This window comes from Stenotrophomonas sp. YJH_SMC_91 (genome assembly GCF_059368495.1).
Window position 1 is genome coordinate 1 of record NZ_JCAFRT010000024.1, and the last position, 26,531, is coordinate 26,531.

Below are 26,531 nucleotides of genomic sequence, written 5' to 3' on the forward strand. Positions count from 1 at the left end.
GCGGGCAACAGTGAACTGACTGCGGGCTCGCTGACATTCACCGACCTGCAGAACCACATGGACTATACGGCCAGCTCCGGCAGCATCAGTGGTGGTGCGGGCGGGCAGATGGATGGCTGGGCGCCCAAGCCGGGAACTGCCCGATTTGTCTCTCAAACAACCTGAATCCGTTCTTCAGGCGTACTCGCAAAAGCGAATTGATGACCTCGCACACCAATACAATAGCAAGTCATTGGATCCTAAGGATTTTCAGCTTAATCTTGGTTCAAAGGTCTTGAAGGCCGATGCTCAAGTCAGTACGGGTGCTCCGGTTTATATTGGTGCAAGCACATCCGATGTCATGCTGTATTTCAGACAGCTGACTGGAACTGATCGCATGCCTGTCGCGAAGGTCGTACCTGGAAAGGGTCTTCTTTATACGGCAACCACGAGCTCTGGTGCAAAGATAACTCTTAGAGATTTTTCAACGAGCGCGCAGAAGACTGGTGCTAGTTGGACAATTGATGTGCAGGATAAATCCATAAATAATGGAAAGCGAGTAGAGGTGAAGTTCAAATGAAAGACGGGATTCATTGTGCAGTGGTGACTTCTTCGTTTGGGTTATCAATGGGTGCCGTCTGGCAGCACATGACGATGGAAATGGGAGGTGTTGGGATCTCCGAAAGAAAAGACGCGTTCTTCGAGTTGATGGGTCGTTTGTTGAGGGAAGGGAAAGTGAGGCTTGCAACGGACGGGGTGTTCTTGCAAGGCGACTGGAGGGAGCAGCTGACGCTAATCTCAAACGCTTGGCCCGAAAATCCTGGTGAAGATGATATCGATGGATTCGGCCTCTGGTTCTTGACCGATGCTCCGGCGGGTCTGGTTTGGATCGGCGCAGATGGCCGTGAACAGTGGACGTAGTAGTCCGATTCATGTCGGTGGCGCCCGATGATCCTGACGAATGGGTCAGGGCTTGTAACGACACCGAGCTTTGATGAAGCTTGCTTGAGTCGAAGCCGGTGCCGATCTGGGTTTCGTGCTGCGCGCTCTGGACTCGATCCAGGCCGTACTCCGACGGTGCCGACGGCCTGCGTGGATATCTTCCAGCATCCTACACCGGCTTCGGATTCAGCATCGTCGACCCGCCGGAAGCTGTCGTTGCGGAAGGGATTGAAGCCAAGTGGCAGGTCGGCCTGCTCGGCTCGTTTCATTTCCGCGCGAGCGGGTTTGAAAGTGCCTGGGAGGAAATCTGCCGCTTCATCAATCGTTACGCTGCGGCGTGCGAGTTCCGGTTTGTGCTCTCCTTCCAGTTCGAGAGCATCTATGCGGCAAGGCTCGGGAAGGATCTGGTCTTCCCGGGGCCTGCTGCTCCGTAATGCTGGATGCCGGGGCGGCAGGCCCGGGCCTGATCCCATTCTCGGTACACATGGCGATATGCCTTATGGATATAACGCGTTCGTGGGTTTTCTGATTTCACACCTGTCTGCACAGTTCCAGAGTTTTAGATCGATATAATAATATCGACCCATAAAGTTTCCCCTGCCTGCGCCGCCATCGATCATACGGCCATGATCAAGGGAATTGAGATGCTCGCCTTACGCAACCTTCGAGTGGGATCCCGGCTGGGTGCCGGGTTCGGTTTGCTGCTGCTGTTCATCGTGGCCATCGTTGGCCTCGTGCTGTACGGAAACCACCTGAAGTCCGCCCAGTTCGAGAAAGTGGTGGACGTCAACATGGTGAAGATGCGGCTGTTGAACGACATGCTGGATACCAACAACGCGGTGCTGATGCATCGCCGGCTGATGGTGATCAAGCGCGGTGAGGATTTCGACAAGGATTATCAGAAGGCGCAGGAGCTGTCGCAGACCTACGACGGTATCTGGGCCAAGTACATCAAGATTCCACGCGACGCCACTGGTGATGCCCTGGTGGCGAAAATCGACGCGGCACGCAAGGCCACCGACGCCTCCACCCAGCATCTGCACGAGCGCATGAAGGCCGGTGATTTCAACGGCGCGGCCAAGGAACTGCTCGCCGAGCACGGCTTGGCCACCGCATGGAATGAGGCGATCTCGACCCTGCTGCGGCATCAGGAGACACTGACCGAGCGCAGTCGCGAGGAATACCGTTCAACCGAATCCTGGACCGGCACGTTGTCGATCGTGTTCGGCGCGTTGAGCCTGCTACTGGGCTCGCTGGCCGCGTGGGCCATCACCCGCAGCCTGACCCGCCCGCTGGAAGGTGCGGTGAAGCTGGCCGACGGCATCGCCAACGGGCGGCTGGACAACAGCATCGACGCGTCCGGCAACGATGAGGTGACGCAGCTGCTCAGGTCGATGCAGCGCATGCAGGCGCAGTTGCAGTCGGTGATGGCGGCGCAGGGCGAGCTGGCCCGCCAGCACGACGCGGGCAGCCTCAGCTATCGCATGGACGAGAGTGCTTTTCCTGGCGACTACGGGCGCATGGTGCACGAGACCAATGCGCTGGTCGGCTCGCATGTGCAGGTGCAGAACCGGCTGATCGAAGTAATGAAGCATTACGCCCGCGGTGATCTGTCAGTGGACATGGATCCGTTGCCGGGCGAGAAGGCCGCAATCACCCAGGCCATGGACGAAACCAAGACCAGCCTGTCGGCGATCAACGGTGAGATCCGCCGCCTGGCGACGGCCGCAGCCGCCGGCGACTTCAGCCTGCGCGGCGATGAAGATCGCTTCGCCTATGATTTCCGCGACATGGTGGCCGGGCTCAATCGCCTGATGCAGACCACCGACGAGAACCTGGTGCAGGTGTCGACCCTGCTGCAGGCGATCTCGCGCGGTGACCTCACTGTACGCATGCAGGGCGACTTCCACGGCGTGTTCGCCCGCATGCGTGATGACTGCAACGCCACCGTCGATCAGCTCAAGCAGATTGTCGGCCGTATCCAGTCCAGCGCGTCCAGCATCAACCTGGCGGCAGGCGAGATCGCTTCGGGCAACAACGATCTGTCGCGGCGCACCGAGCAGCAGGCGGCGAACCTGGAAGAGACGGCTGCGTCGATGGAGGAACTGACCTCCACCGTGAAACAGAACGCCGAGCACGCACGCCAGGCCAACCAGCTTGCCATCGGTGCGCATGGCGTCGCCTCACAGGGCGGCGAGGTGGTCGGCCAGGTGGTCACCACCATGTCGGCCATCGAAGCCTCGTCGAAGAAGATCGCCGAGATCATCAGCGTCATCGACGGCATCGCGTTCCAGACCAACATCCTGGCCTTGAACGCGGCGGTGGAAGCTGCTCGTGCCGGCGAGCAGGGCAGGGGCTTTGCGGTGGTGGCCAGTGAGGTGCGCACGCTGGCGCAGCGCTCGGCCGGTGCGGCCAAGGAGATCAAGGGCCTGATCGAGGATTCGGTCGGCAAGGTCGCCGATGGATCGGCGCTGGTTCGTCAGGCCGGCACCACGATGGGCGAGATCGTGGCCTCGGTGCAGCGCGTGACCGACATCATGGCCGATATCTCTGCCGCCTCGCAGGAGCAGAGCTCGGGTATCGAACAGGTGAACCAGGCGGTGGTGCAGATGGACGAGACCACGCAGCAGAATGCGGCGCTGGTGGAAGAAGCCAGCGCGGCGGCACGCTCCATGGAGGAGCAGGCCAACCTGCTGGCCGAGGCGGTGTCGGTGTTCCGCACCGGTGCAGCCGCGGCAGCCGTATCGGTCCCGCGCGCGCTTGCGGCGGTAGCGGCCTCGGTCACGCCGGTGAGACGCCCGGCGGTGCTGTCACCGCGCATCGAGCCGACGTTGGCTGCCAATGCGGGTGGCTGGGAAGAGTTCTAGCAAGGCAGCACGCCGGTAGGGAGACGGCGCCCATCACGATGGCTGATCGTGATGGGCGCGGATTCTCTTCCTGAACGCGCGATGGCCGATGAGGCGGTGGACACGCGCATTTCACTTCCGGTTGCCAACCGCAGGAGGACACTTGCGCCATACCGGAACTCAGGAGATGGCCATGAAGACCTCGACCCGATTGCTTGTGCTGGGCACGCTGCTGGCGGCTTCGTCGGTGGCCGGTGCGCAGACGTATGGGCCGCGCGATGAGGGACGCAAGTTCAATGACGGCAGTCGCGTGGTCTGCAAGAACGTGGAAGTGCAGCGCAACTCGCGCGATCCGAACCGCATCACGGGTACCGCTACCGGCGCAGTGATCGGCGGCCTGCTGGGCAACCAGGTGGGCGGCGGTAACGGCAAGAAGCTTGCAACCGTGGCCGGCGCCGTGGCCGGTGGTGCGGCCGGCCGCCAGATCCAAGGCAACCAGCAGCAGAAGAACGGTGACCGCGTGGTTGAACGTCGCTGCGAACGCGTCTATCGCTGATCGATCGCCGAAGGCCCCCGTTTCCCCTTCCACACCGCAGTACCCGAACGCCGGCCCCACGCCGGCGTTCTTCGCTGCAGGAAAAAGGGTCGGAGGGAATTAAGTCGCCATCCCCCAAACCGGCCGTTTACGACTTAATCCCCTCCGTCCCCTTTTTTGCGAGGAGGCGCCAGGTGGCGAGGCTGCCGTAGAGCAGCAGCAGGACGGTGAGGGTGATCAGTTCGTGGCTGACGTCGGCCAGGCTGGCGTCCATCTGGTTCAGGCGCACCATCAGGTTGATGCCGGAGGTGGTAGGCAGCAGCTGCGCCAGCCAGACCAGCGGTTGCGGCGTCATCACTGCCGGCCACGACAGGTTGGCCAGGAAGAACAGCGGGATCGAGGTGGCGATGATGTACTGGAAGGCGCGTTCGCGGGTGCGGAAGAAGCTGCCGACGAACAGGCCGAAAACCACTGTAGCGGCGATGAACAGGGTGCCGCCCAGCAGCTGGCCCAGTGGGTTCCCGCCGCGCGGATAGTCCTGCACCCAGGCGGTGAACCCGGCGTACCAGAACAGGCCGAACAGGCCGATCAGGCCGAAGCCCATCGCCATGCCGGCCAGGGTCGGCAGGTCGAAGCGCAGGCGCCGGCCGAGTGCAAGACGACGACCACCGAGCAGCACGCCGATGCCCATCAGCAGGGTCTGGTGCACGATCAGCTCGGCCACGCCGGGCACGATGGCGCTGCCATAGCCTTCCTGGGTGTTGTACAGCGGGCGCTGCACCAGGGTGACCGGCGGCGCCTGTGGCGCGCCCATGAAGGCGGCCTGGCCGACCACGGCGTCACGCCCGAACGCGCCCAGTGCGTCGGCCACGCTGCCCAGCACCCAGCTGGCACGGCCCAGGTAGGCGCCGTTGCCGAGCAGCACCAGCTTGGCCGGGTGGCCGCGCAGGATGTCGCGCTCCAGGTTGGCCGGGATCAGCACGATGCCTTCGGCATGGCCGGCTTCCAGCTGCTGACGCGCACTGTCGATGTCCGCCGGTTGCCCGACCACGCGTGCAACGCGGAGTGCATCGAGCTTGCGCAGCAGCTCGCGGCTGGTCGCGCTGTGGTCTTCGTCCACCACCAGCACCGGCAGGTTGCCGGCCACCTGGTGACGGTACGCGGCCGGGTAGAAGAACGAATACAGGATCACCGCGCCGACCATCACAACGATCGCGTAGCGGTCGCACAGCACCGCCATCAGGGTCTGCCGCAGGCTGCGCCACAGTGCGCTCATGCGTCGGCTCCCGCAGGCTGCGAGGCTTCCGGCGTGCGCGCAAAGGCGATCAGGCGCAGGCCGCCAATGCCTCCTGCCACCACCGCCATCAGCAGCAATGTGGCCAACGGCCACACCGAAACCTGCAGCGGCGAACCGATGAACTGCTGCTGGGTCTGCAGCTTGATGTAGGCGCTGAGTGGCAGCAGCTGATGCCAGATGCGGGTGAACAGGGGGCCATCCAGCACCGGGAAGGTAGCGCTGGAGAACGCCAGTGCGGTGCCGATGCTGAGGCCGACCGCGGACAGCGCGGTACCCATGTCGCGGGTGACGCCGACGAAGAACAATGCGTAGGCGGCCGTGGCCAGGTAGAACAGTGGCTGTGCGAGCAGCAACAGGAGCGCGCTGCCGGCCACACCATCGCCGCGCAGCCAGGCCAGGTAACCGATGCCGAGCGCGCCATACAGCGAAAACAACAGGATGTACGGCGTGACCTTGCCCGCAATCACCGACCACGGCGTTCGATCCAGCCAGGCGGGCAGGGTGCCGTCGCGGATCTCGCGGCCGAGGCTGCCGGCCACCGCAAGTGCCAGTACCAGCGACAGCACGGCTGGGAAGATCAGCGGCAGCAGGAACAACTCGTAGCTGCGCGCAGGGTTGTACAGGATGTCCGACTGCACCGCGATCGGTGCCGCACGCAGCTTGCCGGGGCCGACCTGCAGGCCGATGCGTTCGCGCAGCAGGCGTGCGTTCCAGGCCGAGACTGCGTCGCCGATATCGCGCGACGCAGATTGGCCGGTGGTCATGTAGGTGGCGTTGTAATAGGCGAACACCGTGCCCTGGCGTCCACGCAGCGCCTGCCGGGTGACATCGCGCGGCACCAGTACGATGGCAAACACGTCCAGCCTGCGCAGCTGCGAACGCGCGTCCTCCAGGTCCGCCGGCTGGCTGGCGATGCGTACGCCGGGGCTGGCATCGAGCATGCGCAGCAGCAGGCGGCTGTCACTGCTGTGGTCGAGGTCGACCACGGCAATGGGGATGTCGCGCATCACCGACGGCGAGAACATCCACGCCATCACCGCCAGCATCAGCAGGGGCAGCACGGTGACCAGCAGCAGGTCGGCACGGTTGCCGCGCAGCGACTGCAGCTCGCGCCGCCAGGAAGCAGCGAAGCCGTTGCGGTCCGGGCTCAGTGCTGGGGCCATGCGAACAGCACGCTCATGCCGGGGCGGAAGCCCTCGATGCGGCGTACCGGGCGCACCCGCACCTCGAAACTGCGGACGTCGTAGCCGGACGACTGGCGGGTGGTACGCCAGGTCGCATAGTCGCCGGCAGGGTTGATGAAGTAGACCTCGAACTCGCCGTCCAGGCCGAGTGCCGGCACGTTGCCCTGCAGCTTGCTGCCGACCTTCAGGCCCTGCATCTGTGATTCGCGCAGGTTCATCGCCACCCACATGCGATCAATGTCGACCAGGGTGAATACCGGGTAGCCGGCCGGCACCAGCTCGCCCGGGTCGGCCATGCGCTTGTTGATCTCGCCCGCCACCGGCGCGCGTCCTTCGACTTCGGCACGGGCGGCGTTGACTTCGGCCACCGCGCCCTGCGCCTGCTGCACCTGGCCCTGCGCGGCACGCTTGTCCTGCTCGCGTGCGCCGGCCAACGCCATGTCGTACTGCGCGCGCGCGGCACGGGCCAGTTCGCGCGAACTGGTGGCCTGGGCATGCGCTTCATCGCGCTTCTGCCGGGTCATCACCCCTTCGTTGAACAGGTTCTGCACGCGCTGGTACGTGGCTTCGGCCAGCGTCGCACCGGCTTCGGCGCGCTTCCAGTTCGCTTCGGCGGCGCGGATGTCTTCGCTGCGCGCGCCTTCGTCGGCCTTGTCGGCCACCGCCTGTGCGGCGGCCAACGCGCCGTGGGCCTGCTGTTCCTTGGCGGCCACTTCGGGGCTGTCGAGCAGGAACAGCACCTGCCCGGGCTGCACGCGGTCGCCCTCGCGCACCTTCAACTCCGCCACGCGGGCGGTGATCTTGGCGGCCACGTTGATGGTGTCCGCGTCGGCCATGCCCTGGATCTGGTCGGCCGGGCTGCGCCAGGCCAGCCACAGGCCGAGCACCACCGCGACCAGCAGCGCCACTACCAGGATCGGGCCCAGGCGGCGCTTGGCCGGGGGTGTTGTCGCATCGTCGTGCAGCACATCACTCATGGTCGATCACCTCGTCCGCACGGCGCCGGAATTCTTCAAAACGGTCCATCTGTCCACTGACCTCCAGCAACTGTGCCAGCGCAATATCGTATTGGTAGGCGGCCTGTGCGCGCTCTACACGGGCACCGCCCAGGCCGAGCCGCGCGTCGATCACATCCAGCGAGGTGGCCTGGCCCTCGCGGAACGCCAGCTCCTGCAGGCGCAGGTTTTCCTGTGCCTGGGCAATGCTGCTGTCGAGCAGCACGTACTGCTGGCGCGCGGTTTCCAGTTCGTTCCAGGCCTTGCGCACGCCCAGCGCGACCTGGTTCTCGGCCTCGCGCAGGCCCGCTTCGGCCTGGTCCTGCTGCGCGCGCGCGGCGCTGATCTGCGCCGGCCGCGAGTTCGGCGACAGGAAGGTGTACTTCAGGCCGATGCCAAACGCCCAGTCCGGATCGGTCAGCATTTCGTCGCGGCGGCGGAAGTCGTACTGGCCGAAGGCAAAGATCTGCGGTTTCAGCTTGGCCTGCTGCACGCGCACGCCCTGTTCGGCCTGCGCCACCATGGCCCGCAGGCGTGCGATCTGCGGCTGGCGCGCCTGCGCAGTACGCTCGAAGCTGGCCACCGGTTCCAGCGGCACGCGCTGCACGAACAGCGGCGAAACCGGCTGCACCTCGCCACCACTGCGCAGCAGCGTGGCCAGCGCGGCCTTCAGCGTTGCCAGGTCGTTCACCGTCTTCTGGTATTCGCGCTCGGCCTTGTCGCGGGCCACGGTGGCCTGCAGGCGCTGGGCGCGGGTGGCGAAACCCTCGCGTTCCAGCTTCTCCGCATCGGACAGGTGGCGGTTGAGGCCATCGCGCACGTCACGGCGCACGTCCACCGCCTGCTCGGCCAGGCGCTGCCCGAAGTAGGCCTGGGCCAGCTGCACGGTCAGCGATTGACGTTGTGCTTCGCGCTCGGCGCTGGCCTGTTCGTGGGCGGCACTGGCCGCACGCTGCGCGGCCGGAATCACGCCGCCGGTGTACAGCGGCAGCACCGCGGTGACCACTGGACGGGTGCGCCAGTCGCGCTCGGTGAACGACAGCGGCGAATCGATGCCGAAGGCTTCAGCCACCGGCGCCAGTGAGCCCAGCGGCAGAGTGAGCGTCTTCTGGAACTGCAGGCGGCGCACTTCGCCGGTGATCTCCGGCAGGCGCAGCAGCCGGGTGGCGTCCTGCAGGTCCTGCTTGTTGCGAACGGCTGCATCGGCAGCGGCCAGCGCATCGGAGACCTGCTCCAGGCGTTGCCGCGCCTGTTCCCAGTCCAGTGCGGGTGCATCGGCACTGCTCTGCGCTGCCGCCGCAAGCGGCATGCAGGCTGCCAGGGTCAACGCGACTTTCGCGCGGTGCATCCTTGTACGTCGGCCGATCACGCCCATGCCGTCCCAGTGGTAAAGAAGTGCGCAAACGGTAGTGCGCATGGTGTGAAGCCCGGGTCTGCGGTCATCGGTCTTTCCTCAACGAAGGGTGCCGCTGGCCGCAGTACGCAGCGCCTGGGTGATGTGCTGCAGCGTGCTTGAGCGCACGGCGGCATGCTGCCAGTACAACGGCACATCGAGCCAGCGGCGGGGTTCCAGTACCACCACGCGGCCGGCGCGCACAGCGGGCGCGGCCAGGGTTTCCGGGGCCAGGCCCCAGCCGAGTCCGCACGCGGCGGCTTCGACGAAACCGGTGGAGGAGGGCAGGTAGTGTAGCGGCGGCTGCAGCCTCGCGCGGGTCAGGCGACGCACGAAGCGCCACTGCAGTTCATCTTTGCGGTTGAACACCAGCATCGGTGCGCGTGCCAGCGCCGTGGCGTCCATGCCATCGCTGAAGTACTGGCGGGCGAAGCCGGGCGAAGCAATCGCTTGGTAGCGCATGGCGCCGAGAGGATGCACGTTGCAGCCCTTCACCGGCTGGCTTTCGGCGGTGACCGCACCCAGCACGCTGCCGTCGCGCAGCAACCGCAGGGTGTGGTCCTGGTCGTCCATGCGCAGGTCGAACAGGTAGCCATGGCGCTGGTGCAGGTCGGCGATGGCCGGCACGAACCACGTATCGAGCGAATCATCATTGACCGCCAGCGGGATCGGGGTGCGCGCAGCGTCGCTGCTGCCACGCTCGGGTAGCAGCTCGGCCAATGCCTCGGCCTCCAGCGCCTGCATCGGTCGCACCCGGCGCAGCAGCGCCTCACCGGCGGCGGTGGGGCGGCACGGCGCCTGGCGCACCACCAGCACCTGCCCGAGCCGGTCTTCCAGAGCCTTGATCCGCTGCGACAGTGCTGATGGGCTGATCGACAGGCGGCGTGCCGCAGCCTCGAAGCTGCCTTCCTCCAGCACCGCGGCAAACGCGGCCAGTTGCGGGTGTACCAGGTCCATGCCGGTGCCTCTTCAGTTTTCCTGCGCAGGATAAAGAAAAATCAGTTTGTCTAAACAAGGCTGTTGGCCGCACCCTGCGCGTCCCCTCGCTGCCTGGCCTGTCCCGATGTGGATTGCCGCTACCGTCGCCGGCCTCTTCGCGGGCGCCGGCCTGATCATCGCCATCGGCGCACAGAATGCCTTCGTGCTGCGCCAGGGCCTGCAACAACGTCATGTGGGCAGGGTGGTGCTGGCCTGCGCCGGCGCGGATATCGCGTTGATCCTGGCCGGCGTGGGCGGCATGGGCGCGCTGGTGCTGCAGTGGCCGTTGCTGCTGCAGGTGCTGCGCTTCGGTGGTGCGGCCTTCCTGCTCTGGTATGGCCTGCAGGCGGGCCTGCGCGCGTGGCGAGGTGGCAGCGCGCTGGCCGCCGCCGAGGCGCAGGGCGGCAGTGGGCGCCAGGTACTGCTGACCTGCCTGGCCTTCACCTTGCTCAACCCGCATGTCTACCTGGACACGGTGGTGTTGCTCGGCAGCCTGTCGACGCGCTATCCGGGCGATCTGCGCTGGGCCTTTGCCGCCGGTGCGTGCGTGGCCAGTGTGGCCTGGTTCTGTGCACTGGGCTATGGCGCGCGGCTGCTGCAGCCGGTGTTCCGCAGGCCGTCTGCGTGGCGGGTGCTGGATGCAGGCGTGGCGATGTTCATGCTCTGCCTTGCCATGCTGTTGCTGTTGCGTCCGCTCTAGGCGGCATCCACCGCGCACAACGGTGTTTCGCCCGGGCGCAGGGTCAGCACGCGCACGCCGCTGCCGGTGACCGCGACGGTATGCTCGAACTGCGCCGACAGCTTGCCGTCGCGGGTGTAGACCGGCCATTCGTCCGGCTGCTGGCGGATGGCCGGCTTGCCCTGGTTGAGCATCGGCTCGATGGTGAACACCATCCCTTCTTCCAGCACCACGCCGGTGTTGGGATGCCCGTAGTGCAGGATCTGCGGTTCCTCATGCATCTCCTGGCCGATGCCGTGGCCGCAGTACTCCTTCACCACGCTGTAGCCGTGGCTGCGTGCGTGGCGGGCGATGGCGTGGCCGATATCGCCCAGGCGTGCGCCGGGGCGCACCGCGGCGATGCCTTTCCACATCGCCTGGTAGGCGGTCTGCACCAGCCGGCGCGCGGCGTAGTCGACCTCACCGACCAGGTAGGTGGTGCTGGAGTCGGCGATGTAGCCGTTCTTTTCCAGGGTGATGTCGAGGTTGACGATCTGGCCGTTGCGCAGCACGTCGGTGGTGCTGGGCACGCCGTGGCAGATGACGTTGTCGATCGAGGTATTGAGCACGTACGGGAAACCGTACTGGCCCTTGCTGGCCGGCCGCGCCTGCAGCTCATCGACGATCATGCGCTCGACGAATTCGTTGATCTCCATCGTGCTGCGGCCCTGCAGCGGCAGCTGGTCGAGTGCGGCGAACACCTGCGCCAGCAGGCGACCCGATTCGGCCATCAGCGCGATCTCGTCGGGGCGCTTGATGATGCCCATCGGCTCAGACCTGGCCCGGAGGCAACAACGGCGGCTGCACGCCGGCCGCGCGCAGCTCGCTGGCGACGATGTCCTGGAAACTCAGCGTCGGGTTCATCTCGCACAGCATGCCGACCCGGATCCAGAAGTTGGCCTGGGCGTTGATCGAACGGCTGGAGACGGTGCAGGCACGGCGCAGCTGGTCGTGCAGGGTGTCATCGATGTTGACGATGCCCATGGGTGGCCCTCGAGTATGAATATACGAATCGTATATGTTCCGTATATCCATCTCAAGCCGACGTCATTCAGTCCGTGTGGGTGGCGAAGCGCAGCCGGTTGCCATCCGGGTCGCGCAGCAGCATTTCGCGGCTGCCCCATTCGGTGTCATGCGGGGGCTGCTCGATTGGGACGTTGGCGGCACCGAAGGCGCGGTGCAGGCTGTCGACGTCGTCAACGATGAAGTACACCGCGCCGCCGACCTCGCAGTCGCCGCTGTGTTCGGTAAGGAAGATCGTCTGGCCGTCGCGGGTGAGCTGGGCAAACAGTGGGAAGCCGGGTTCGAAGCGATGTTCCCAGTCGACCACGAAGCCCAGCCCCTGCACGTAGAACGGCAGGGTGGTGTCGGCGTGGCGCATGCGCAGTTGCGGGATGACGGTCTGGGGCATGGCGAGGGCTCCTGGGGTAGGCGCCCAGTGTAGTGCCGGCCGCTGGCCGGCATTGGTCTGGTAGATGCCAACCTCGGTTGGCATTGCCGGCCAGCGGCCGGCACTACCGAAGCCACGCCGGCCCGCGGCCGGCATTACCGGCGCGGTCAGCAGGCCGTCGGTACGGCGGCGATTGCCGCCAGCAGTTCGCGGTTCACCTGCTGGTGACGCGCCTGCCAGGCGGGAAGATCATCGGCGCTGATGTCCGGCTGGCCATCCAGCGACGACAGCCAGCGCTTGAAGCGGCTCTGGTAGGTGGCCAGCGACACCTCGCCGGTGATGTCACTGCCGACCAGGCCGCCGGCACGCAGCGCTTCGATCACCACCAGCGCGTCTTCCAGCTGGAATCGGCCCTGGTCCCAGTTGCTGCGCGCGACGTCCTCGGCGAACACGTCCTTGTCGATCGACAGGTAGGCCGGCTGCGGCGACTTGGCCTGTTCGGCAGCGAACGCGGCCACCAGCGCTTCGGGGTGCTCGAAGCGGCGGAACGCGTGGCCCATGCCGAGGCGATGGCCCCAGCTGACATCCACGTCCATGCACCAGTACGTCAAGCGACCGCCCAGCAGCGGGCGCCAGTGGTTCTCCCAGGCATGGCCGAGGCCGATGTCGCTGGAGGTAATGCCGAGCACATGGATGTGCGAGATCTGCGGCAGCTTGCTGGCGGCATTCACCCATGAGCCACAATGCATGCCGAACGGAAAACGCATGTTGTCCGGATGGTTGTCCAGCACTACCAGCTGGAACGGCACCTGTGTGCGCATGCGGCGCAACAGCGGCAGGCTGAGGTGATGGAAGTCGCCACTGCCCAGCATCACGGTGCCGAGCTGCGCGGGCAGCGGCGCCAGCACTTCGGCGGCGAAACGGTGCAGGGTGGCAGTGCTGCAGGCGAAGCGCAGCGGGTCGTGCCACTGCGGCAGGGCCAGGGTCTGCGCCTGGGGCAGCGGCAGCACGCCACCGTCCAGGTCGAGGATCAACGGAGAACGCAACGGCATCGTTCAACCGCCTCCATCGGGTTCGCCCTGCAGGTACGGGGCCAGCCGGCGCAGGGCGGCGCGCAGCAGCGGGGAACGGGCGTGGATCGCGTGCCGGGTGGAGGTGAAGCGGGCGCCCAGTTCGGCCTTGATCCGCGAGTCGGTCCAGCCGGCCACGTAGTGGCTCAGGCCGTGCAGCAGCGCGTACTCGAGGTTGTGCATCCAGCTCACCGCGTACAGGTTGTGCTCGCGTGACTGCGGGTAGGCCAGGCCGATGTACTTGTCCACCAGCTTGCCGGCATGCACGTAGCACAGGTTCCAGCCGATCAGCTGCCCTTGGTGGCGGTACAGGAACATTCGTCCCTGGCCCTGGCTGTCGGCCAGCAGGTACTGGAAATAGGTCAGGTCGAGCTGGTCGAAATGCACCGCGCTCTGCGCATACACGCCCAGGTACAGCGCATACAGCTCGGCCAGCAGCCGTGGGTCGGCCAGGGCCGGATCACCGGTGGCGATGCAGTCGATCTGCAGGTCATCACGCGAACGGAGCTTGCGCCGGATGTTCTTGCGGCGCGAGGGCGACAGGCGGCCGAGGTAGCCATCGAGCGAATCGAAATCGATCGCCACCCAGGCAAGCGGCATGCCTTCCAGTTCAACGAAGCCGCGCGCCAGCAAGGCCTGCAGGAACGCCGCGCTGTGCGCATTGGCCGCGTCGTCCAGCAGCGGTGAATCGATGGCCAGGTCCTTGACCACCAGCAGCCGGGTATCGCCGATCGCGTGACGCGTCACGTCCTCGGCCAGCGCCTCCGGCGCCACGTGCGCCGGCAGCGGGGTGTACTCGGTGCTGGTGGCGCCGACGAATCGGGTCTTCCAGGTGATCCAAGGCCGCCACAGGCGCGACAGCGGCAGGCCGAGCAGCTTGCTGCGCAGCGCGTCGTCCATCGTGGTGGTCAGGTCCAGCGGCGCACGGAAAGTCGGCAGGCCGCTGGGAAGGCGGCCTGCCTCGAATCCGAGCGGCGGATGGGCCAGGAAGCCCTCCAGCAGCGCGGCCGGTTCCAGCGCGGTGCTGGATGCGCGTGACGTCATCTCCATCGGCACGGGAACCGGCAGCCCATCCAGCCTCAGCCCTTGGCCTTGGTCAGCGCCTGGTCGAGCAGGGTGATCGCCAGGTCGATCTCTTCGTAGCTGATGTCCAGCGACGGCGCGAAGGTGATCACGTTCTTGTACCAGCCACCCACGTCGAGCACGAGGCCCATGCGCTTGCCGTCGTGCAGGAGGTCACCGGCCAGGCCGATGTCGACCATGCGGTCCAGCAGTTCCTTGTTCGGGGTGTAGCCGTCGGCCTGGCAGATTTCGGCGCGCAGGGCCAGGCCCAGGCCGTCGACGTCGCCGATTTCCGGGTGGCGCTTCTGCAGGCCACGCAGGCCGTCGAGGAAGTACGCGCCCTTTTCCGGCACGGTGCGCTCGTAGTCCATTTCCTTGCCCAGCTTCAACACTTCCAGGCCCAGGCGGGTGCCCAGCGGGTTGGAGTTGAAGGTGGAGTGGGTGGAACCCGGCGGGAACACGGTCGGGTTGATCAGCTCTTCGCGTGCCCACAGGCCGGACAGCGGGTTCAGGCCGTTGGTCAGCGCCTTGCCGAACACCAGCACGTCCGGGGTCACGCCGAAGTGCTCGATCGACCACAGCTTGCCGGTACGCCAGAAGCCCATCTGGATCTCATCGACCACCATCAGGATGCCGTACTTGTCCAGCACGCGCTTGAGGCCGGTGAAGAAGTTGCGCGGCGGAATGACGTAGCCGCCGGTGCCCTGGATCGGCTCGACGTAGAACGCGGCGTACTCGGCCTGGCCGACCTTGGGGTCCCACACGCCGTTGTACTCGCTTTCGAAAAGGCGCTCGAACTGCCACACGCAGTGGTCGGAATACTCGTCCGGGGTCATGCCCTTCGGGCGACGGAAGGGGTACGGGAACGGGATGAACATCGCGCGCTCGCCGAAGTGGCCGTAGCGGCGGCGGTAGCGGTAGCTGGAGGTGATCGACGAGGCACCCAGGGTGCGGCCGTGGTAGCCGCCTTCGAAGGCGAACATCAGGCTCTTGCCGCCGCGCGCGTTGCGCACGATCTTCAGCGAGTCTTCAATGGCCTGCGCGCCGCCGACATTGAAATGCACGCGACCGTCGAGGCCGAATTTCTCGTGCATGTCCACGGCAATGGTCTTGGCCAGCTGCACGCGGGTCGGATGCAGGTACTGGCTGGCGACCTGCGGCAGGGTGTCGATCTGGTCCTTCAGCGCGTCATTCAGGCGTTTGTTGCTGTAGCCGAAGTTGCAGGCCGAGTACCACATCTGCAGATCGAGGTAGGGCACGCCCGCACCGTCGAACATGTAGCTGCCTTCGCCGCGCTGGAAGATCTTCGGCGGGTCGACGTAGTGGACGGTATCGCCGAAGGAGCTGTAGCGGGCTTCGTCGGCCAGCAGCTGCGCGTCGGAGGCAGCGGCGTCGGCGTTCTTGTCAAAAATGTTCATGCAGTTCGGTTCCGTGAAGGACGTTCGAAAGGGGCGACGGGGGAGCGTGCTTGGAGGGAGTGCTCAGGCGGTGGCCAGCAGCGGGGGCAGTGCGGCGGGCTGCGGGCGGGCGTCGATGCGACGTGGCTGCAGCAGGCTGCCATCGAGCAGGCGCGGCAACAGTGCGACTGCATCGTGGAAGGTGTCGATGGCGGCATGCTCGATGCCGGCATTCGTGCAATGGGTAATCAGGCGGCGCTTGGCGAACACGAAGTCGGCGTCTTCGGACACGCAGAAATCCGAGCTGCCGTCACCGATCATCAGCACGCGCGGTGCTTCGTTGGCGCGCGCCTGCGCGGCGCAGGTGCACTTGCAGGTGCCACTGCGGCAGCCTTCGGCCTGGTAGGGCGACTCCAGTTCCCAATGGTCTTCGCACCAGCGCAGGTGGTTGGCCACCACCGGCAGCTGCGACAGGCCGTGGTTGGCCAGGATGCGGTGGATCGCATAGTCCAGGCCGTCACTGACGATGCGCAGCGGCAGGCCCAGCTGTTCGGCATGGCTGACAAAGGCGGCGAAGCCCGGGTCGATCTGTACCTGGTCCAGGTGCGCGTCGAGCGTGGCCGGGTCCAGCTTCAGCAGCCGCACCTGGCCCTGCATGCATTCACGCGAGCCGATCTTTCCCGCTTTCCACTGGTCTTCCAGTTCCTGCCAGCCCGGCTGGCCGTACTTTTCCAGCAGCGAGTCGATGACATCTTCGAGGCTGATGGTGCCGTCGAAGTCACACAGGATGCTCCAGTGCATGGGCAGGTCCGTCGATGATAGAAACGCCCGGCCCGATGCCGGGGCAGGCTCAATGTAGGCAGGCCGCCTTTCTCGTTCCTTTCCTGTTGAAAGGCTCTTCTGACAGGCTGGGAAAACGTTCAGGAAGGTGCACGGATGAATGCGCGGAGGGCAGGCCACGCGTGCACGTTCGGGTCAGGCGCGGGCCAGGACCTGCAGGATTTCGGCCGTGTCTTCACGGGTCTGCCAGGCGCTGCTGCCCAGGGTCAGCATGCGTGCGGCGAAGTCGCGCGCGTTGGGCATGTCGTCCTGCGGCACGATGCCGCGCAGGTACGTGTAGTCGGGCAGGGCATGGATGAACATGCGGCTGGCGCCGAGACCACGTGGCCACAGGTCTTTCAGCACGGCATCGCGGGCGCGCTGGCTGGGCAGCAGCAGCATCAGCAGTGGCCAGGTGCCACCGCTACCGGCGAGGCCGTCGACCACTTCTACGGCTGGCAGCTGTGCCAGCTGCACGCGCAGCTGCAACGCACGCAGGCGACCGGCCTGCAGGAACGCCGGCAAGCGCCGCGCGGCACGCGCGCCGATGTTCTGCCGCCAGTGGCTGACCCGGTGCTGCGGTATATCAAGCGGGAAAATGTCACCGACCGCTTCTTCCAGATCGTCGCGTTGAAGCGCACTGCGCAATGGATTGCCATACACCAGCGACAGCAGCGAAGGGCGATAGCAGGCAGCAAGGCCGATCAACTGCACGCTGCGCAGCAGCTCCCAGCGCAGGCTGGAGCGAACGTGCTGGACGGCATGTTCGGCCAGCGCAGCACGCAGTTCGTCGTCACGGCTGACCAGCAGGCCGCCTTCGTGCAGGCTCAGGCCCTTGCCGGCGGCCAGGCTGAAGAATCCGATATCGCCGCGCAGGCCGACACTGGTGTTGCCGACCCGTGCGCCGAGTGCCTGTGCGGCATCCTCGATCACCCAGGCGCCGGCGTTGCGGGCGACTTCGCAGGCCAGTTCGACATCGGCGATGCGCCCGCCCAGGTGGGTCGGCAGGATCGCCAGCGTGCGCGCATCGGCCAGACGCCTGAGCTGGCCGGGATCAAAGTCGAAGTGACCACGACGGGTATCGCACAGTTGCACGCGCAGGCCCAGGCTGTGCACCGCGATCGGCACCAGCGGGCAGGTATAGGCCGGCATGATCACGGTGTCGCGCCTTGGCGCGCGCTTGCGCAGCGTACGCAGCGCGATCAGCAGTGCATGCGTGCCGGAACAGGTCAGCTGCAGTGGCGGTGTGCCGAGCTGGCTGGCCAGGACTTCGCGCAGGTCGCCACCACCGGGCAGGAAATCGCTGGCCTGAATCGGCAGGCCAGCGGTAGGTGGCAGTTCGCGCGCGAACAGGCTCATCGCAGCCCGCTCACGACGCGCTTTCGGCGGGACTGTGCGGGTCGTCCGCTTCAGCGCGGCCGAGGCAGACGATGCCGGCCACAATCAGTACCGCACCGAGCAGATGGTGCAGGGTCAGTGGCTCGTTCAACAGCCACGCCGACAGCAGCAGCACGCTGATCACTTCCAGGTGCGAGGCCGCGAACGCCGGGCCGATCGGCGCATGGCGCAGCAGGCTCATCCAGGTGAAGAACGCACCCACGTAGCCGAGGATGGCGCCATACACCCACGGCTGCGACAGCACGCGCAGCAGCCAGGCGGTGTTGGCCTCGACCGGCAGCGCGGCGTCACCGGCGTACTTGAAGCACAGCTGGGCCAGCGTGTCGAAGGCCATCAGCAGCGGGAAACCGATCACATACAGGCGCCTCATGAGCCGCCCCCCACCACCGCCACGCCCGCGGTGACCAGCAGCATGCCGGTCACCCGCAGCGGCGTGAGCTTCTCGCGGAACAGGAAACGACCGGCGATCATCAACGCAACGATGTTGATCGAGCCCAGCAGCACGCCCTTGGACAGCGGCACCAGCGACAGGAACGCAATCCAGGCCACGAACTCGAGCACGTAGCAGGCGATGCCGATCCACAGCCAGGGGCGGCTGAGCATGTGTTTCCAGCGTTGCAGTCCTTCGCCTTCCTGCGGATCGCTGGCGGCGGCCTTGAAGGCGAGCTGGCCACCGGTATCGAGTACCACATTGGCCAGCCACAGCAGGGTGGCGAGTGCCCCCATCTCAGGCCACCGCCTTGAGCACGCCCGTGCGTTCACCGATCTCGGTGAAAAAGCGCGCGCTGCGACGGATCACATCGCGGCGTTCGCGATCGATGGTGATCATGTGGTAGCTGTCTTCCAGCACCACCAGTTCCTTCGGGCCGCTGACCCGCGACATCACCAGCTCGGCGTTGCCCATGCTGGCCACATCGTCTTCGCGGGCGTGCATCACCAGGCACGGTGCGGTGACCTGGTGCAGGTGGCGGCGGGTCCAGTTGCTCAGCGCACGCATCTCGGCCAGCGCATGCCAGGGATTGCCCGGCAGGCCGGCGGCGGCGCTGTCGCCGGACAGCATGGCGGCGCTGACCTGCGCGCGCAGGCGCTCGTCGCGCAGGCCGTACGGCGGTTCTTCCATGAACATGCGGTCGCGGCCGATGTTGAAGCGCTTGAACCACGGCAGCAGGAACGAGAAGCGGGCCACGGCGGGAATGTTCCAGCCGTCGTAACGGAAAGTGGCGCCGTACACGCCCACGCCGGACACCCACTCCGGGCGACGTGCCGCCAACGCCAGCGAGAGTACCGCGCCCATCGACAGTCCACCCACGAACAGCTGGTCGACCTTGCCGCGCAGGGCGGCCGCCGCATCTTCCACGCCCTGGTACCACTGTTCCCAGGTGGTCGCCAGCAGGTCATCCACGGTGCCGCAATGGCCGGGCAGCTGCACGCCGTGCACCGTGAAGCCGGCATTGTTCAAGCCCTTGCCCAGCATGCGCATTTCCGCCGGGGTGCCGGTCAGGCCATGGACCAGCAGCACGCCCTGGGGGCCACCGGGGAGGAAGAAGTCGTGCGATTCGGTCACCTGGCGGCTCCGGGACGGCAGTGGGGATGGCAGGATCGCAAGCGCGATTTTCACCAGCCTTTCAGCGCGCCGGGCCGGGTCAGGGGGCCTTCAGCAGCGGCAGCGTGATGGCGACCTTGAGCCCCCCGCCCGGGCGGTTGAGGAAGCTCAGGCGGCCGCCGAAGTGCTCTACCGCCTCGTGCGCGATGGCCAGGCCGAGGCCGGTGCCGCTGGCAGCGGTGCCCGGCGCCCGGAAGAAGCGCTCGCCCAGCCGTGGCATCACGTCGTCGGGCACGCCGGGGCCGTTGTCTTCCACATAGAGTTCGACATCATTGTCGTCCAGCGCGTGCACGCCCACCGTGACGGTCGCATTGCGGCCGGCATAACGCAGGGCGTTGTCGATCAGGTTGTCCAGCGCCTCCTGCAGCATGGCGCCGTTGCCGAGCACACGCAGCGGATGGGGGCTGCCGCGGTAGCCGAGGTCGATGCCATCGCGGATCGCCTCCGGCACGCGCATGCCAACCCACTGCGGCACCAGCTCGCACAGGTCCAGTGCTTCCACGGTATCGGGCACGGTCTGCGCCCGGCTCAGCGCCAGCAGCTGGGTGCTGACCCGGGCAGTGCGCTGGTTGAGCCGGCGGATGTGCTGCAGCGCCTCGCGCACCGTATCGGGGTCACCGTGTGCCAGCGCCTGGTCCACGTGCAGGGCCATGCCCGCCAGCGGCGAACGCAGCTGGTGCGCGGCATCGGCAATGAAGCGGTTCTGCAGGGTGATCATTTCCGCCTGGCGGGCAAACAGATCGTCGATGGTGCTGATCAGTGGCTGGATCTCCTCCGGTACGTCGGCGTCGGAGATCGGTGCCAGTTCGCCACGGCGCTGCGCCAGGCGGGTCCTCAGCGGCGTGAGGATGCGCAGGCCGTAGGTCACGCCGAACCAGACCAGTGCTGCGGTGCCCAGCGCCAGCATGGTCATCAGCGGGATGATGATCATCAGGATCTCGCGCGCCCGCTGTCGGCGGTCGGCCATGCTCTCGGCCACGGTCACCGCCAGCTGGTCCTGCGGATCGTTCATCGCCTGCGTGCAGACCGTGGCCATGCGCACCTGCTGGCCATTGAGGTTGCCGTCGTACAGCGCCGGATGCACGCCGGTGCAGTCCTGAGAAGGGGCATACGGGCTGAAGTCGGCATTGCCGCTGAGCGTACCCATGCGGCTGCTGTCGACGTTGAAGTAGCGATGGCCGTCGGGGTCGTACTCGATCAGGAAGCGCGCCTGCGGCGACAGGTCGCTGGTCACCGGCATGGTGCTCAGCATCTGCGCGAACGAATGCGTGTCGTCGATCAGGTTGCGGTCGTGGATGCGGTTGGAATAGTCCAGCGCAACGTAGTAGGCCAGGATCGTGTTGAAGGTGAGCAGACCCAGCATCGGCAGCGCCAGGAAGGCGAGCAGGCGCCGGCGCAGGCTGGGCGGTCCACTGATCACGGGGTGCTGTCGTCCTGCACGTCTTCCAGCATGTAGCCCAGCCCGCGCACGGTGCGGATGCCCATGCCGCCGGGCTGCAGCTTGCGGCGCAGGCGGTGCAGGGCGATGTCCAGACCGTTGTCGGTCAGGTCCTGGCCCCAGTCGCACAGCGCTTCCACCAACTGCGCGCGTGACACGATGCGCTCGGCGCGCACTGCCAGTGCCGACAGCAGGCCGAACTCGCGTGCGGTCAGTTCCAGCGACTGGTCGTCGATCCACACCCGATGCCCGGCCAGGTCGATGCGAAGGCGGCCGATGCGCAGGTCCGGGTTGCCATTGCTGGTGACCCGGCGCAGCTGGGCGCGCACGCGCGCTTCGAACTCGTCCAGCGCGAACGGCTTGACCAGGTAGTCATCGGCACCCAGGTCGAGCACACGCACGCGCTCGGCCAGGCCGTCACGGGCGGTCACCACCAGCACTGCGAGGCCATCACCGCGCTGGCGCAGGCGCTGCAGCACGTCGCGGCCATCCAGCTGCGGCAGCCCCAGGTCCAGTACCAGCAGCGCGTACTGCGTCGAGCCCAGTGCAGCATCGGCGTGCGCACCGTTGTCGACGTGGTCGACCACGTGCCCCTGCCGGCGCAGCGAGGCGCACAGGCCGGAGGCGATATCCGGGTCGTCTTCAGCAATCAGAACGCGCATGCGCGGGGCTCCTGTAACGGTCAGGCCCACCGGATGGACGGGGTGGGCCTCTCGGCTGCCGAGGGTAGCCGCAAACCGGCTGCAGGTGGAGCGCGCCGGCACCTCCCGGCACCGTCGCGCTGTCCCTCCATTCAGTCCTGCAGGCCCGGCTCACCCAGCGCCAGCGGCACCCGCGAACCATCCAGCAGGCCACGGCTGAGCTTGCCACCCTCGATGAACAGCAGTTCGCCGTTCTCGCCGTTCTTGATGCTGCTGTCGATGGCGATCACGCGGTCGCCGTGGAAGCTGCTGACGTGCGGCATCGAGGTATGGCCAACCACGATGCGCTTGAGCTGCAGGCGGTCGAGCACAGCCTGCACACCCGCGGTGTCGAGGCGGCCATCGAAATAGCCGCGGTACCAGATCGGGCTGGTCTTGCCGTCATACAGCGGTGCGGTGGCCGGGTCGGCCTTCACTTCGGCCTTGGGCAGGCCCAGCGAGGCCTGGTAGGCCGCGTTGGTGCGTGCCGGGTCCAGCGCCAGCTGCACCGCCTCGGGCGAGATGCCGCCGTGCAGGAACAGGGTATCGCCGATCTTCAGCAGCACCGGGCGGGTGCGCAGCCACTGGCCGATCACCGAGTCGGCGCCATACAGTTGCGGGTAGCTGCGGCCGAGCAGCTGGGCGCTGCGCAGGTATTTCGGGTTGACGTAGCGCAGGTCGTCGTACAGCACCATGGTCTCGTGGTTGCCGAGCACGAAGTGCACCGCGCCGCCGGCGGCGGCCGCCTGCTGCTGCAGGCCATACAGCAGCCAGAAGGCTTCGGTTACCTGCGGGCCGCGGTCGAACACATCGCCGGCGATGACCAGGGTGTCCTTGCCCAGCGCCCAGCGGTCCTGTGCGTCGATGACCTTGTGGGCACGCAGCAGGCGCACCAGCAGCCCGTACTGGCCGTGGATGTCGGACAGCGCCACGATGCGCGGCACGGCCGGCAGCACGGAGACCGAAGGTGCATTCGGGGCGGCCACGTGCACGCTGTGTTCGTAGCCGCAACGCGGGGCGATGTCGGCGCCTGCGGCCTGCGTGGCAAGTGTGTGCGACTCGACCTTGTCGTCGCAGATCCAACTGGCCTGCAGCTGGTTGCCCTGGCGGAACACATAGGGGCCATCGGCCTGCACGTGGTCGGCGGGCGCGGCAACCTCACGGGCCTGCGTGGTTGCTGTGGCGCAGGCCAGCAGCGGCAACAGCAGGGCGGTCAGCAGGGAAGGGCGACAGCGCGACATCGGCGGCATCCAGCGGCGGAAACATCCGATGCTAACCGGCGCGGGCGTCCGTCGGTGTGCGCGAATGGGCGGATCAGGTGTCGCGCCCGTCGCCCTTGAGCTTGCGCACGCGGGTGGCAGTGGGCTGAAGCGGCTGGCCATCGCGCCCGCGCGGCTGCATGTAGGGCAGCGGCCGCCGCGTCGCCAATTCGATCAGCTGCGAATGGGCTTCGCCTGCACCGAAGCGATGGCGCTCCCCCCACTGGCGCAGTGCGACCAGCAGCGGGAACAGTTCCAGGCCTGCGGCGGTGAGCACGTACTCCTGGTAGGCCGATCCATCGGAGGCTGGCTGCAGCTGCAGGATGCCGGCCTCGACCAGCCGGCGCAGGCGGTCGCTGAGGATGTTGCGCGCCGCGCCGAGGCTGCGCTGGAAATCACCGAAGCGGGTGATGCCGTCGAACGCGTCGCGGATCACCAGCAATGCCCAGCGGTCACCGAGCAGGTCGGCACTGCGGGCTACAGGACAGGGGCTGTCGGCGTGCATGCTGGGTATCTCCGAATGTGGTTGCAGTTTAAAACCAATGGCGATAGCCTGCATCTGGTTTCAAATTGCAACCAAAAATGAGTGCCGCATCTATTCCCCGCCCGTTGCTGGTCCTGCTTGCGGTTGCCGCAGGCGCCAGCGTCGCCAACGTCTACTACGCGCAGCCGCTGCTGGATCAGCTTGCACGCGCCTTTGCGCTGGACCGGGCCGTGGCCGGCGCAGTGCTGGCTGCCACCCAGGCCGGCAGCGTGCTGGCGTTGCTTGGCCTGCTGCCGCTGGCGGACCGCGGCGACCGGCGACGCCTGCTGCGGCTGCAGTTGATCGCGCTGGTGCTGGCCCTGTTGTGGCTGGCGGCGTCACGCACGGCGAGCTGGCTGTTGTCGGGCATGCTGCTGGCAGGCTTGCTGGGCACCGCGCTGACCCAAGGCCTGATTGCCTATACCGCCATGCTGGCACCGCCCGAGCAGCGCGGTCGCGTGGTTGGTGTGGTGCAGGGCGGCGTGTTCATCGGCCTGCTGCTGGCGCGCGTGGTGTCCGGTACGGTGGCGGCGGCCTTTGGCTGGCAGAGGGTCTACCTGCTGTCAGCGGTGGTGATGGCGGCGTTGGCGGCGCTGCTGTGGCGGCGCCTGCCCGCAGTACCGGTGCCGTCGGTCCCTCCACGCTGGCGCGAGCTGCTGGGCTCGATGCTGGGCATGCTGCGCCGCGATCGAACGCTGCGCGAGCGCGGGCCGCTGGCATTGCTGCTGTTTGCCGGCCTCAATGTGTTCTGGGCGGCGGCACCCTTGCCGCTGTCGGCACCGCCGCTGCACTGGTCAACCGCAGCCATCGGCGCGCTCGGCCTGGCCGGCGTGGTCGGTGCGCTGATGGCGGCGCGGGTCGGACACTGGATGGACCGTGGTTTCGCGCATCGGGTCAGCCTCGGCGCGCTGTTGTTGATGCTGGTCGCGTGGTGGCCGCTGCTGGGCCTGCCGCATTCGCTGTCCCTGCTGTTGCTGGGTGTGGTCGTGCTCGACCTGGGCGGCCAGGCACTGCATGTCTCGAACCAGGCATCGTTGCTGCGTGCACCGGCAGAACAGCATGGGCGCCTGGTGGCGTTGTACATGCTGTTCTATGCGGTGGGCAGCGGTGCGGGAGCGGCGGCGGGGCCCTGGATGCAGGTGCGGCATGGCTGGCCTGCCGTGTGCCTGCTGGGGGCAGGCATCGCGTTGCTGGCGCTGCTGTGGTGGGCAGCATGGCGGGTGGCGGCGTTCAATGCATCGGCTGGCGCGCGAACCGGTAGAGTCGACTGTTAGTCGACTGCTCTTCGTTCCGACGGCGAAAAATCCCGCGCTGCGCGCGATAGTCGACCAGCGGTCGACTCTACCTGTCCTGCCGTCATCGCTGCAGTGCACGCCGCCCCGGGGCTTCCTGCAGGTCCGCGCTGGCCACCACCACGCGGTTGCGGCCGCTGCGCTTGGCCTCGTACATCGCGGCGTCGGCACGTGCCATCAACCGCTCGTAGTCCGGATGACCATCGTGACCGGCCACGCCGATGCTGGCGGTCAGCTCCAGCACCTGGCCATTGGCCAGTGCTACCGGTGATTGTGCGATCTGTCGGCGCAGGCTCTCGGCGATCACGGTCGCCTGCGACTCGCTGGCGGCCACCAGCACCACCACGAATTCTTCGCCGCCATAGCGGAACAGGTAGTCGCTGCCACGCGTGAGCTGGCCGAGCAGGCCGGCCACGTGCTGCAACGCACGGTCGCCGGCATCGTGGCCATGGCCGTCGTTGATTGCCTTGAAATGATCCAGGTCGAGCAGCAGCAGCGAGAACGGTGTGCGGTTGCGCGTGGCCAGCTCGATCTCCCTGCGCAGCACGGTGGGCAGGAAGCGACGGTTGAGCAGGTTGGTCAGCGCGTCGCTGCCGGCATCCAGTTCGCCGATGCGCTCGAACAGCAGCGTCATCAGGGTGCGGATGGCGGCCAGGTCCTCGCGGATGGCCGGCAGCACCGCCAGTCGCTGCGCCGGAGCATCGCCACTCGCGCGCTGCAGGTGGCCGTCAATGCGGGCCATCAACTGGCCCACCTGCTGCGTTTCGCTGCTTTCGCCGAAGCTGGGGATGCCCTTGTGGGTGAACCACAGGCCGAACTCCGAGGTGGCCAGGCTGGCGTTGTCGCTGGCCTGCACGTGGCCGGCGAGGGCGTAGAGCAGGGCGTTCTCCCAGTCCAGCAGCAATGCGCGCTGGCGCTCGCGTTCGGTACCGACGTTCTGTACCAGCGAGAACAGCCGGTAGGCGGCGTCGGCACGGGTGGAGCGCTCGCGCGCATGGGTGTAGGCCAGGGTCATGCCTTCCATGGCGATGTCCATGATCGCGCTGAGGCAGGCGATGGCGGCGAACGCGGTCGCGCTGTCGGGCGCGTCGTCGCGCAGGCGCACGAACAGCTCGTGCTTGAGCACGCGCGCACCGCGCGTCACCAGGTCGACCGGGATGCCGACCCGTGCGTGTACGTCGCCGATCACCCGCTGCGAGGCGACCGTGGTGGCGATGCCAGCGGTGTCGGTGGTCAGCAGCTGTACCAGCCAGCGCTGCATGGCCGGCTGCAGGCGCTGCTTGACCTGGTCGTGGGACAGGAAGCGGCGTGCGCGCCCGTCCTGCAGCAGCACTTCGTAAAAGCGCTGGGCCAGCGCGGGTGGGGCATCGGAGGCAGCGGCCTTGAGCAGCGCGGTGGCGGCAGGGCCGGCCTGTAGCAGGCATTGCTGCCAGGCCTCGGCCAGCGGCTGGCTGGCATCGTCCAGTTGGGGTGGTTCCACGTCGATCTCTGACTGCGTACGGCAAACCACGGGTATCGGCCGCGGCGGCATACGGTTGATGGCGGGGTAGCCCGCCAGTTTACGCGCGGTGCAGGCTTGCACGGTGCGCAAAGCACATCGACGCCGCTGCGGCAATGAGTGAACGCATTTGAGAATCACTCGCATTGATGGGAGAATGCGCGCACGGAGCGGGCTGCAGGTGCCTGCAGGACGGCTCCGCCTCCCCCCTCGTCGTTGCCTCAAGCCCTTTGCC

At 66.8% G+C, this 26,531-nt stretch carries 28 protein-coding genes; 7 read left to right on the plus strand and 21 right to left on the minus strand.

Annotated features, from left to right (window positions below; all coding sequences use genetic code 11):
- Window positions 1-145 precede the first annotated feature (145 nt).
- From AC5P5X_RS19595 to AC5P5X_RS19615, 5 genes are all read left to right on the plus strand, one after another.
- Window positions 146-559: a hypothetical protein gene (locus AC5P5X_RS19595; protein ID WP_141097972.1), complete on the plus strand. Its 414-nt coding sequence runs from the start codon at window positions 146-148 to the stop codon at window positions 557-559.
- Window positions 556-900: a DUF596 domain-containing protein gene (locus AC5P5X_RS19600; RefSeq protein ID WP_024958502.1), complete on the plus strand. Its 345-nt coding sequence runs from the start codon at window positions 556-558 to the stop codon at window positions 898-900. The genes AC5P5X_RS19595 and AC5P5X_RS19600 overlap by 4 nt, the downstream gene beginning before the upstream one ends.
- Before the next feature lie 80 nt (window positions 901-980).
- Complete coding sequence (locus AC5P5X_RS19605) at window positions 981-1,355, plus strand: hypothetical protein (protein ID WP_227843825.1); 375 nt, start codon at window positions 981-983, stop codon at window positions 1,353-1,355.
- Between the two features lie 210 nt (window positions 1,356-1,565).
- A complete protein-coding gene (locus AC5P5X_RS19610; protein ID WP_012479546.1) occupies window positions 1,566-3,788 on the plus strand; it encodes a methyl-accepting chemotaxis protein in 2,223 nt (740 codons plus the stop codon).
- Window positions 3,789-3,954: 166 nt separating this feature from the next.
- Complete coding sequence (locus tag AC5P5X_RS19615; RefSeq protein ID WP_032965667.1) at window positions 3,955-4,323, plus strand: glycine zipper 2TM domain-containing protein; 369 nt, start codon at window positions 3,955-3,957, stop codon at window positions 4,321-4,323.
- A 127-nt stretch (window positions 4,324-4,450) separates the two neighbouring features.
- On the opposite strand, the gene AC5P5X_RS19620 is transcribed toward AC5P5X_RS19615, so the two are convergent.
- From AC5P5X_RS19620 to AC5P5X_RS19640, 5 genes are all read right to left on the minus strand, one after another.
- Complete coding sequence (locus tag AC5P5X_RS19620; protein WP_043035551.1) at window positions 4,451-5,578, minus strand: ABC transporter permease; 1,128 nt, start codon at window positions 5,576-5,578, stop codon at window positions 4,451-4,453.
- On the minus strand, window positions 5,575-6,762 hold the full coding sequence (locus AC5P5X_RS19625) for an ABC transporter permease (RefSeq protein WP_099498138.1): 1,188 nt from the start codon (window positions 6,760-6,762) through the stop codon (window positions 5,575-5,577). Before AC5P5X_RS19625 ends, AC5P5X_RS19620 begins: the two co-directional genes overlap by 4 nt.
- Window positions 6,747-7,760 carry an HlyD family secretion protein gene (locus tag AC5P5X_RS19630; protein ID WP_005408651.1) on the minus strand — a complete coding sequence of 338 codons (1,014 nt, stop codon included), beginning with the start codon at window positions 7,758-7,760 and terminating at the stop codon, window positions 6,747-6,749. The genes AC5P5X_RS19625 and AC5P5X_RS19630 overlap by 16 nt, the downstream gene beginning before the upstream one ends.
- A complete protein-coding gene (locus tag AC5P5X_RS19635; RefSeq protein WP_044569690.1) occupies window positions 7,753-9,153 on the minus strand; it encodes a TolC family protein in 1,401 nt (466 codons plus the stop codon). Before AC5P5X_RS19635 ends, AC5P5X_RS19630 begins: the two co-directional genes overlap by 8 nt.
- A gap of 78 nt (window positions 9,154-9,231) precedes the next feature.
- Complete coding sequence (locus AC5P5X_RS19640) at window positions 9,232-10,128, minus strand: LysR family transcriptional regulator ArgP (RefSeq protein WP_012479551.1); 897 nt, start codon at window positions 10,126-10,128, stop codon at window positions 9,232-9,234.
- Between the two features lie 106 nt (window positions 10,129-10,234).
- Between AC5P5X_RS19640 and AC5P5X_RS19645 the strand changes: the two genes are divergently transcribed.
- Complete coding sequence (locus AC5P5X_RS19645; RefSeq protein ID WP_012479552.1) at window positions 10,235-10,849, plus strand: LysE/ArgO family amino acid transporter; 615 nt, start codon at window positions 10,235-10,237, stop codon at window positions 10,847-10,849.
- Here AC5P5X_RS19645 and map read toward each other — a convergent pair.
- From map to AC5P5X_RS19720, 15 genes are all read right to left on the minus strand, one after another.
- Window positions 10,846-11,628, minus strand: a complete 783-nt coding sequence (gene map, locus AC5P5X_RS19650) for a type I methionyl aminopeptidase (protein ID WP_171956620.1) — start codon at window positions 11,626-11,628, stop codon at window positions 10,846-10,848. The genes AC5P5X_RS19645 and map overlap by 4 nt on opposite strands.
- Before the next feature lie 10 nt (window positions 11,629-11,638).
- Window positions 11,639-11,851 (minus strand): ParD-like family protein, encoded by a 213-nt coding sequence (locus tag AC5P5X_RS19655; RefSeq protein WP_005408659.1) that lies wholly within the window; start codon window positions 11,849-11,851, stop codon window positions 11,639-11,641.
- 67 nt (window positions 11,852-11,918) lie between these two features.
- Entirely contained in the window at window positions 11,919-12,278 is a 360-nt protein-coding gene (locus AC5P5X_RS19660; protein ID WP_024958234.1) for a bleomycin resistance protein, read from the minus strand.
- Between the two features lie 146 nt (window positions 12,279-12,424).
- A complete protein-coding gene (locus AC5P5X_RS19665) occupies window positions 12,425-13,309 on the minus strand; it encodes an arginase family protein (RefSeq protein WP_111189506.1) in 885 nt (294 codons plus the stop codon).
- Between the two features lie 3 nt (window positions 13,310-13,312).
- Entirely contained in the window at window positions 13,313-14,377 is a 1,065-nt protein-coding gene (locus AC5P5X_RS19670) for a GNAT family N-acetyltransferase (RefSeq protein WP_111189507.1), read from the minus strand.
- A 29-nt stretch (window positions 14,378-14,406) separates the two neighbouring features.
- Window positions 14,407-15,807 carry an aspartate aminotransferase family protein gene (locus AC5P5X_RS19675; protein WP_005408663.1) on the minus strand — a complete coding sequence of 467 codons (1,401 nt, stop codon included), beginning with the start codon at window positions 15,805-15,807 and terminating at the stop codon, window positions 14,407-14,409.
- A gap of 63 nt (window positions 15,808-15,870) precedes the next feature.
- Complete coding sequence (locus AC5P5X_RS19680; RefSeq protein ID WP_111189508.1) at window positions 15,871-16,587, minus strand: MtnX-like HAD-IB family phosphatase; 717 nt, start codon at window positions 16,585-16,587, stop codon at window positions 15,871-15,873.
- A gap of 174 nt (window positions 16,588-16,761) precedes the next feature.
- A complete protein-coding gene (locus AC5P5X_RS19685; RefSeq protein WP_111117906.1) occupies window positions 16,762-17,964 on the minus strand; it encodes a DegT/DnrJ/EryC1/StrS family aminotransferase in 1,203 nt (400 codons plus the stop codon).
- Window positions 17,965-17,974: 10 nt separating this feature from the next.
- Window positions 17,975-18,373, minus strand: a complete 399-nt coding sequence (locus AC5P5X_RS19690) for a DMT family transporter (protein ID WP_005408666.1) — start codon at window positions 18,371-18,373, stop codon at window positions 17,975-17,977.
- Entirely contained in the window at window positions 18,370-18,729 is a 360-nt protein-coding gene (locus AC5P5X_RS19695; protein WP_111117907.1) for an EamA family transporter, read from the minus strand. The genes AC5P5X_RS19690 and AC5P5X_RS19695 overlap by 4 nt, the downstream gene beginning before the upstream one ends.
- Before the next feature lies 1 nt (window position 18,730).
- Complete coding sequence (locus AC5P5X_RS19700) at window positions 18,731-19,567, minus strand: alpha/beta hydrolase (RefSeq protein WP_005412675.1); 837 nt, start codon at window positions 19,565-19,567, stop codon at window positions 18,731-18,733.
- A gap of 79 nt (window positions 19,568-19,646) precedes the next feature.
- Window positions 19,647-21,026, minus strand: coding sequence for a sensor histidine kinase (locus AC5P5X_RS19705; RefSeq protein WP_005412674.1), 1,380 nt, complete (start codon window positions 21,024-21,026; stop codon window positions 19,647-19,649).
- Window positions 21,023-21,706 carry a response regulator gene (locus AC5P5X_RS19710; protein WP_076739576.1) on the minus strand — a complete coding sequence of 228 codons (684 nt, stop codon included), beginning with the start codon at window positions 21,704-21,706 and terminating at the stop codon, window positions 21,023-21,025. The genes AC5P5X_RS19705 and AC5P5X_RS19710 overlap by 4 nt, the downstream gene beginning before the upstream one ends.
- A gap of 131 nt (window positions 21,707-21,837) precedes the next feature.
- Window positions 21,838-22,965: a metallophosphoesterase gene (locus AC5P5X_RS19715; RefSeq protein WP_062606839.1), complete on the minus strand. Its 1,128-nt coding sequence runs from the start codon at window positions 22,963-22,965 to the stop codon at window positions 21,838-21,840.
- A gap of 73 nt (window positions 22,966-23,038) precedes the next feature.
- The gene (locus AC5P5X_RS19720; protein ID WP_062606841.1) at window positions 23,039-23,488 is read right to left on the minus strand and encodes a winged helix-turn-helix transcriptional regulator; all 450 of its coding nucleotides are present in this window, start codon (window positions 23,486-23,488) and stop codon (window positions 23,039-23,041) included.
- A gap of 77 nt (window positions 23,489-23,565) precedes the next feature.
- Here AC5P5X_RS19720 and AC5P5X_RS19725 point away from each other — a divergent pair, with 77 nt between their 5' ends.
- Entirely contained in the window at window positions 23,566-24,780 is a 1,215-nt protein-coding gene (locus AC5P5X_RS19725; protein ID WP_111189509.1) for an MFS transporter, read from the plus strand.
- 82 nt (window positions 24,781-24,862) lie between these two features.
- Here the strand turns inward: AC5P5X_RS19725 and AC5P5X_RS19730 are convergent, their stop codons facing one another.
- Complete coding sequence (locus AC5P5X_RS19730) at window positions 24,863-26,278, minus strand: GGDEF domain-containing protein (RefSeq protein ID WP_043035559.1); 1,416 nt, start codon at window positions 26,276-26,278, stop codon at window positions 24,863-24,865.
- Window positions 26,279-26,531: the final 253 nt, after the last annotated feature.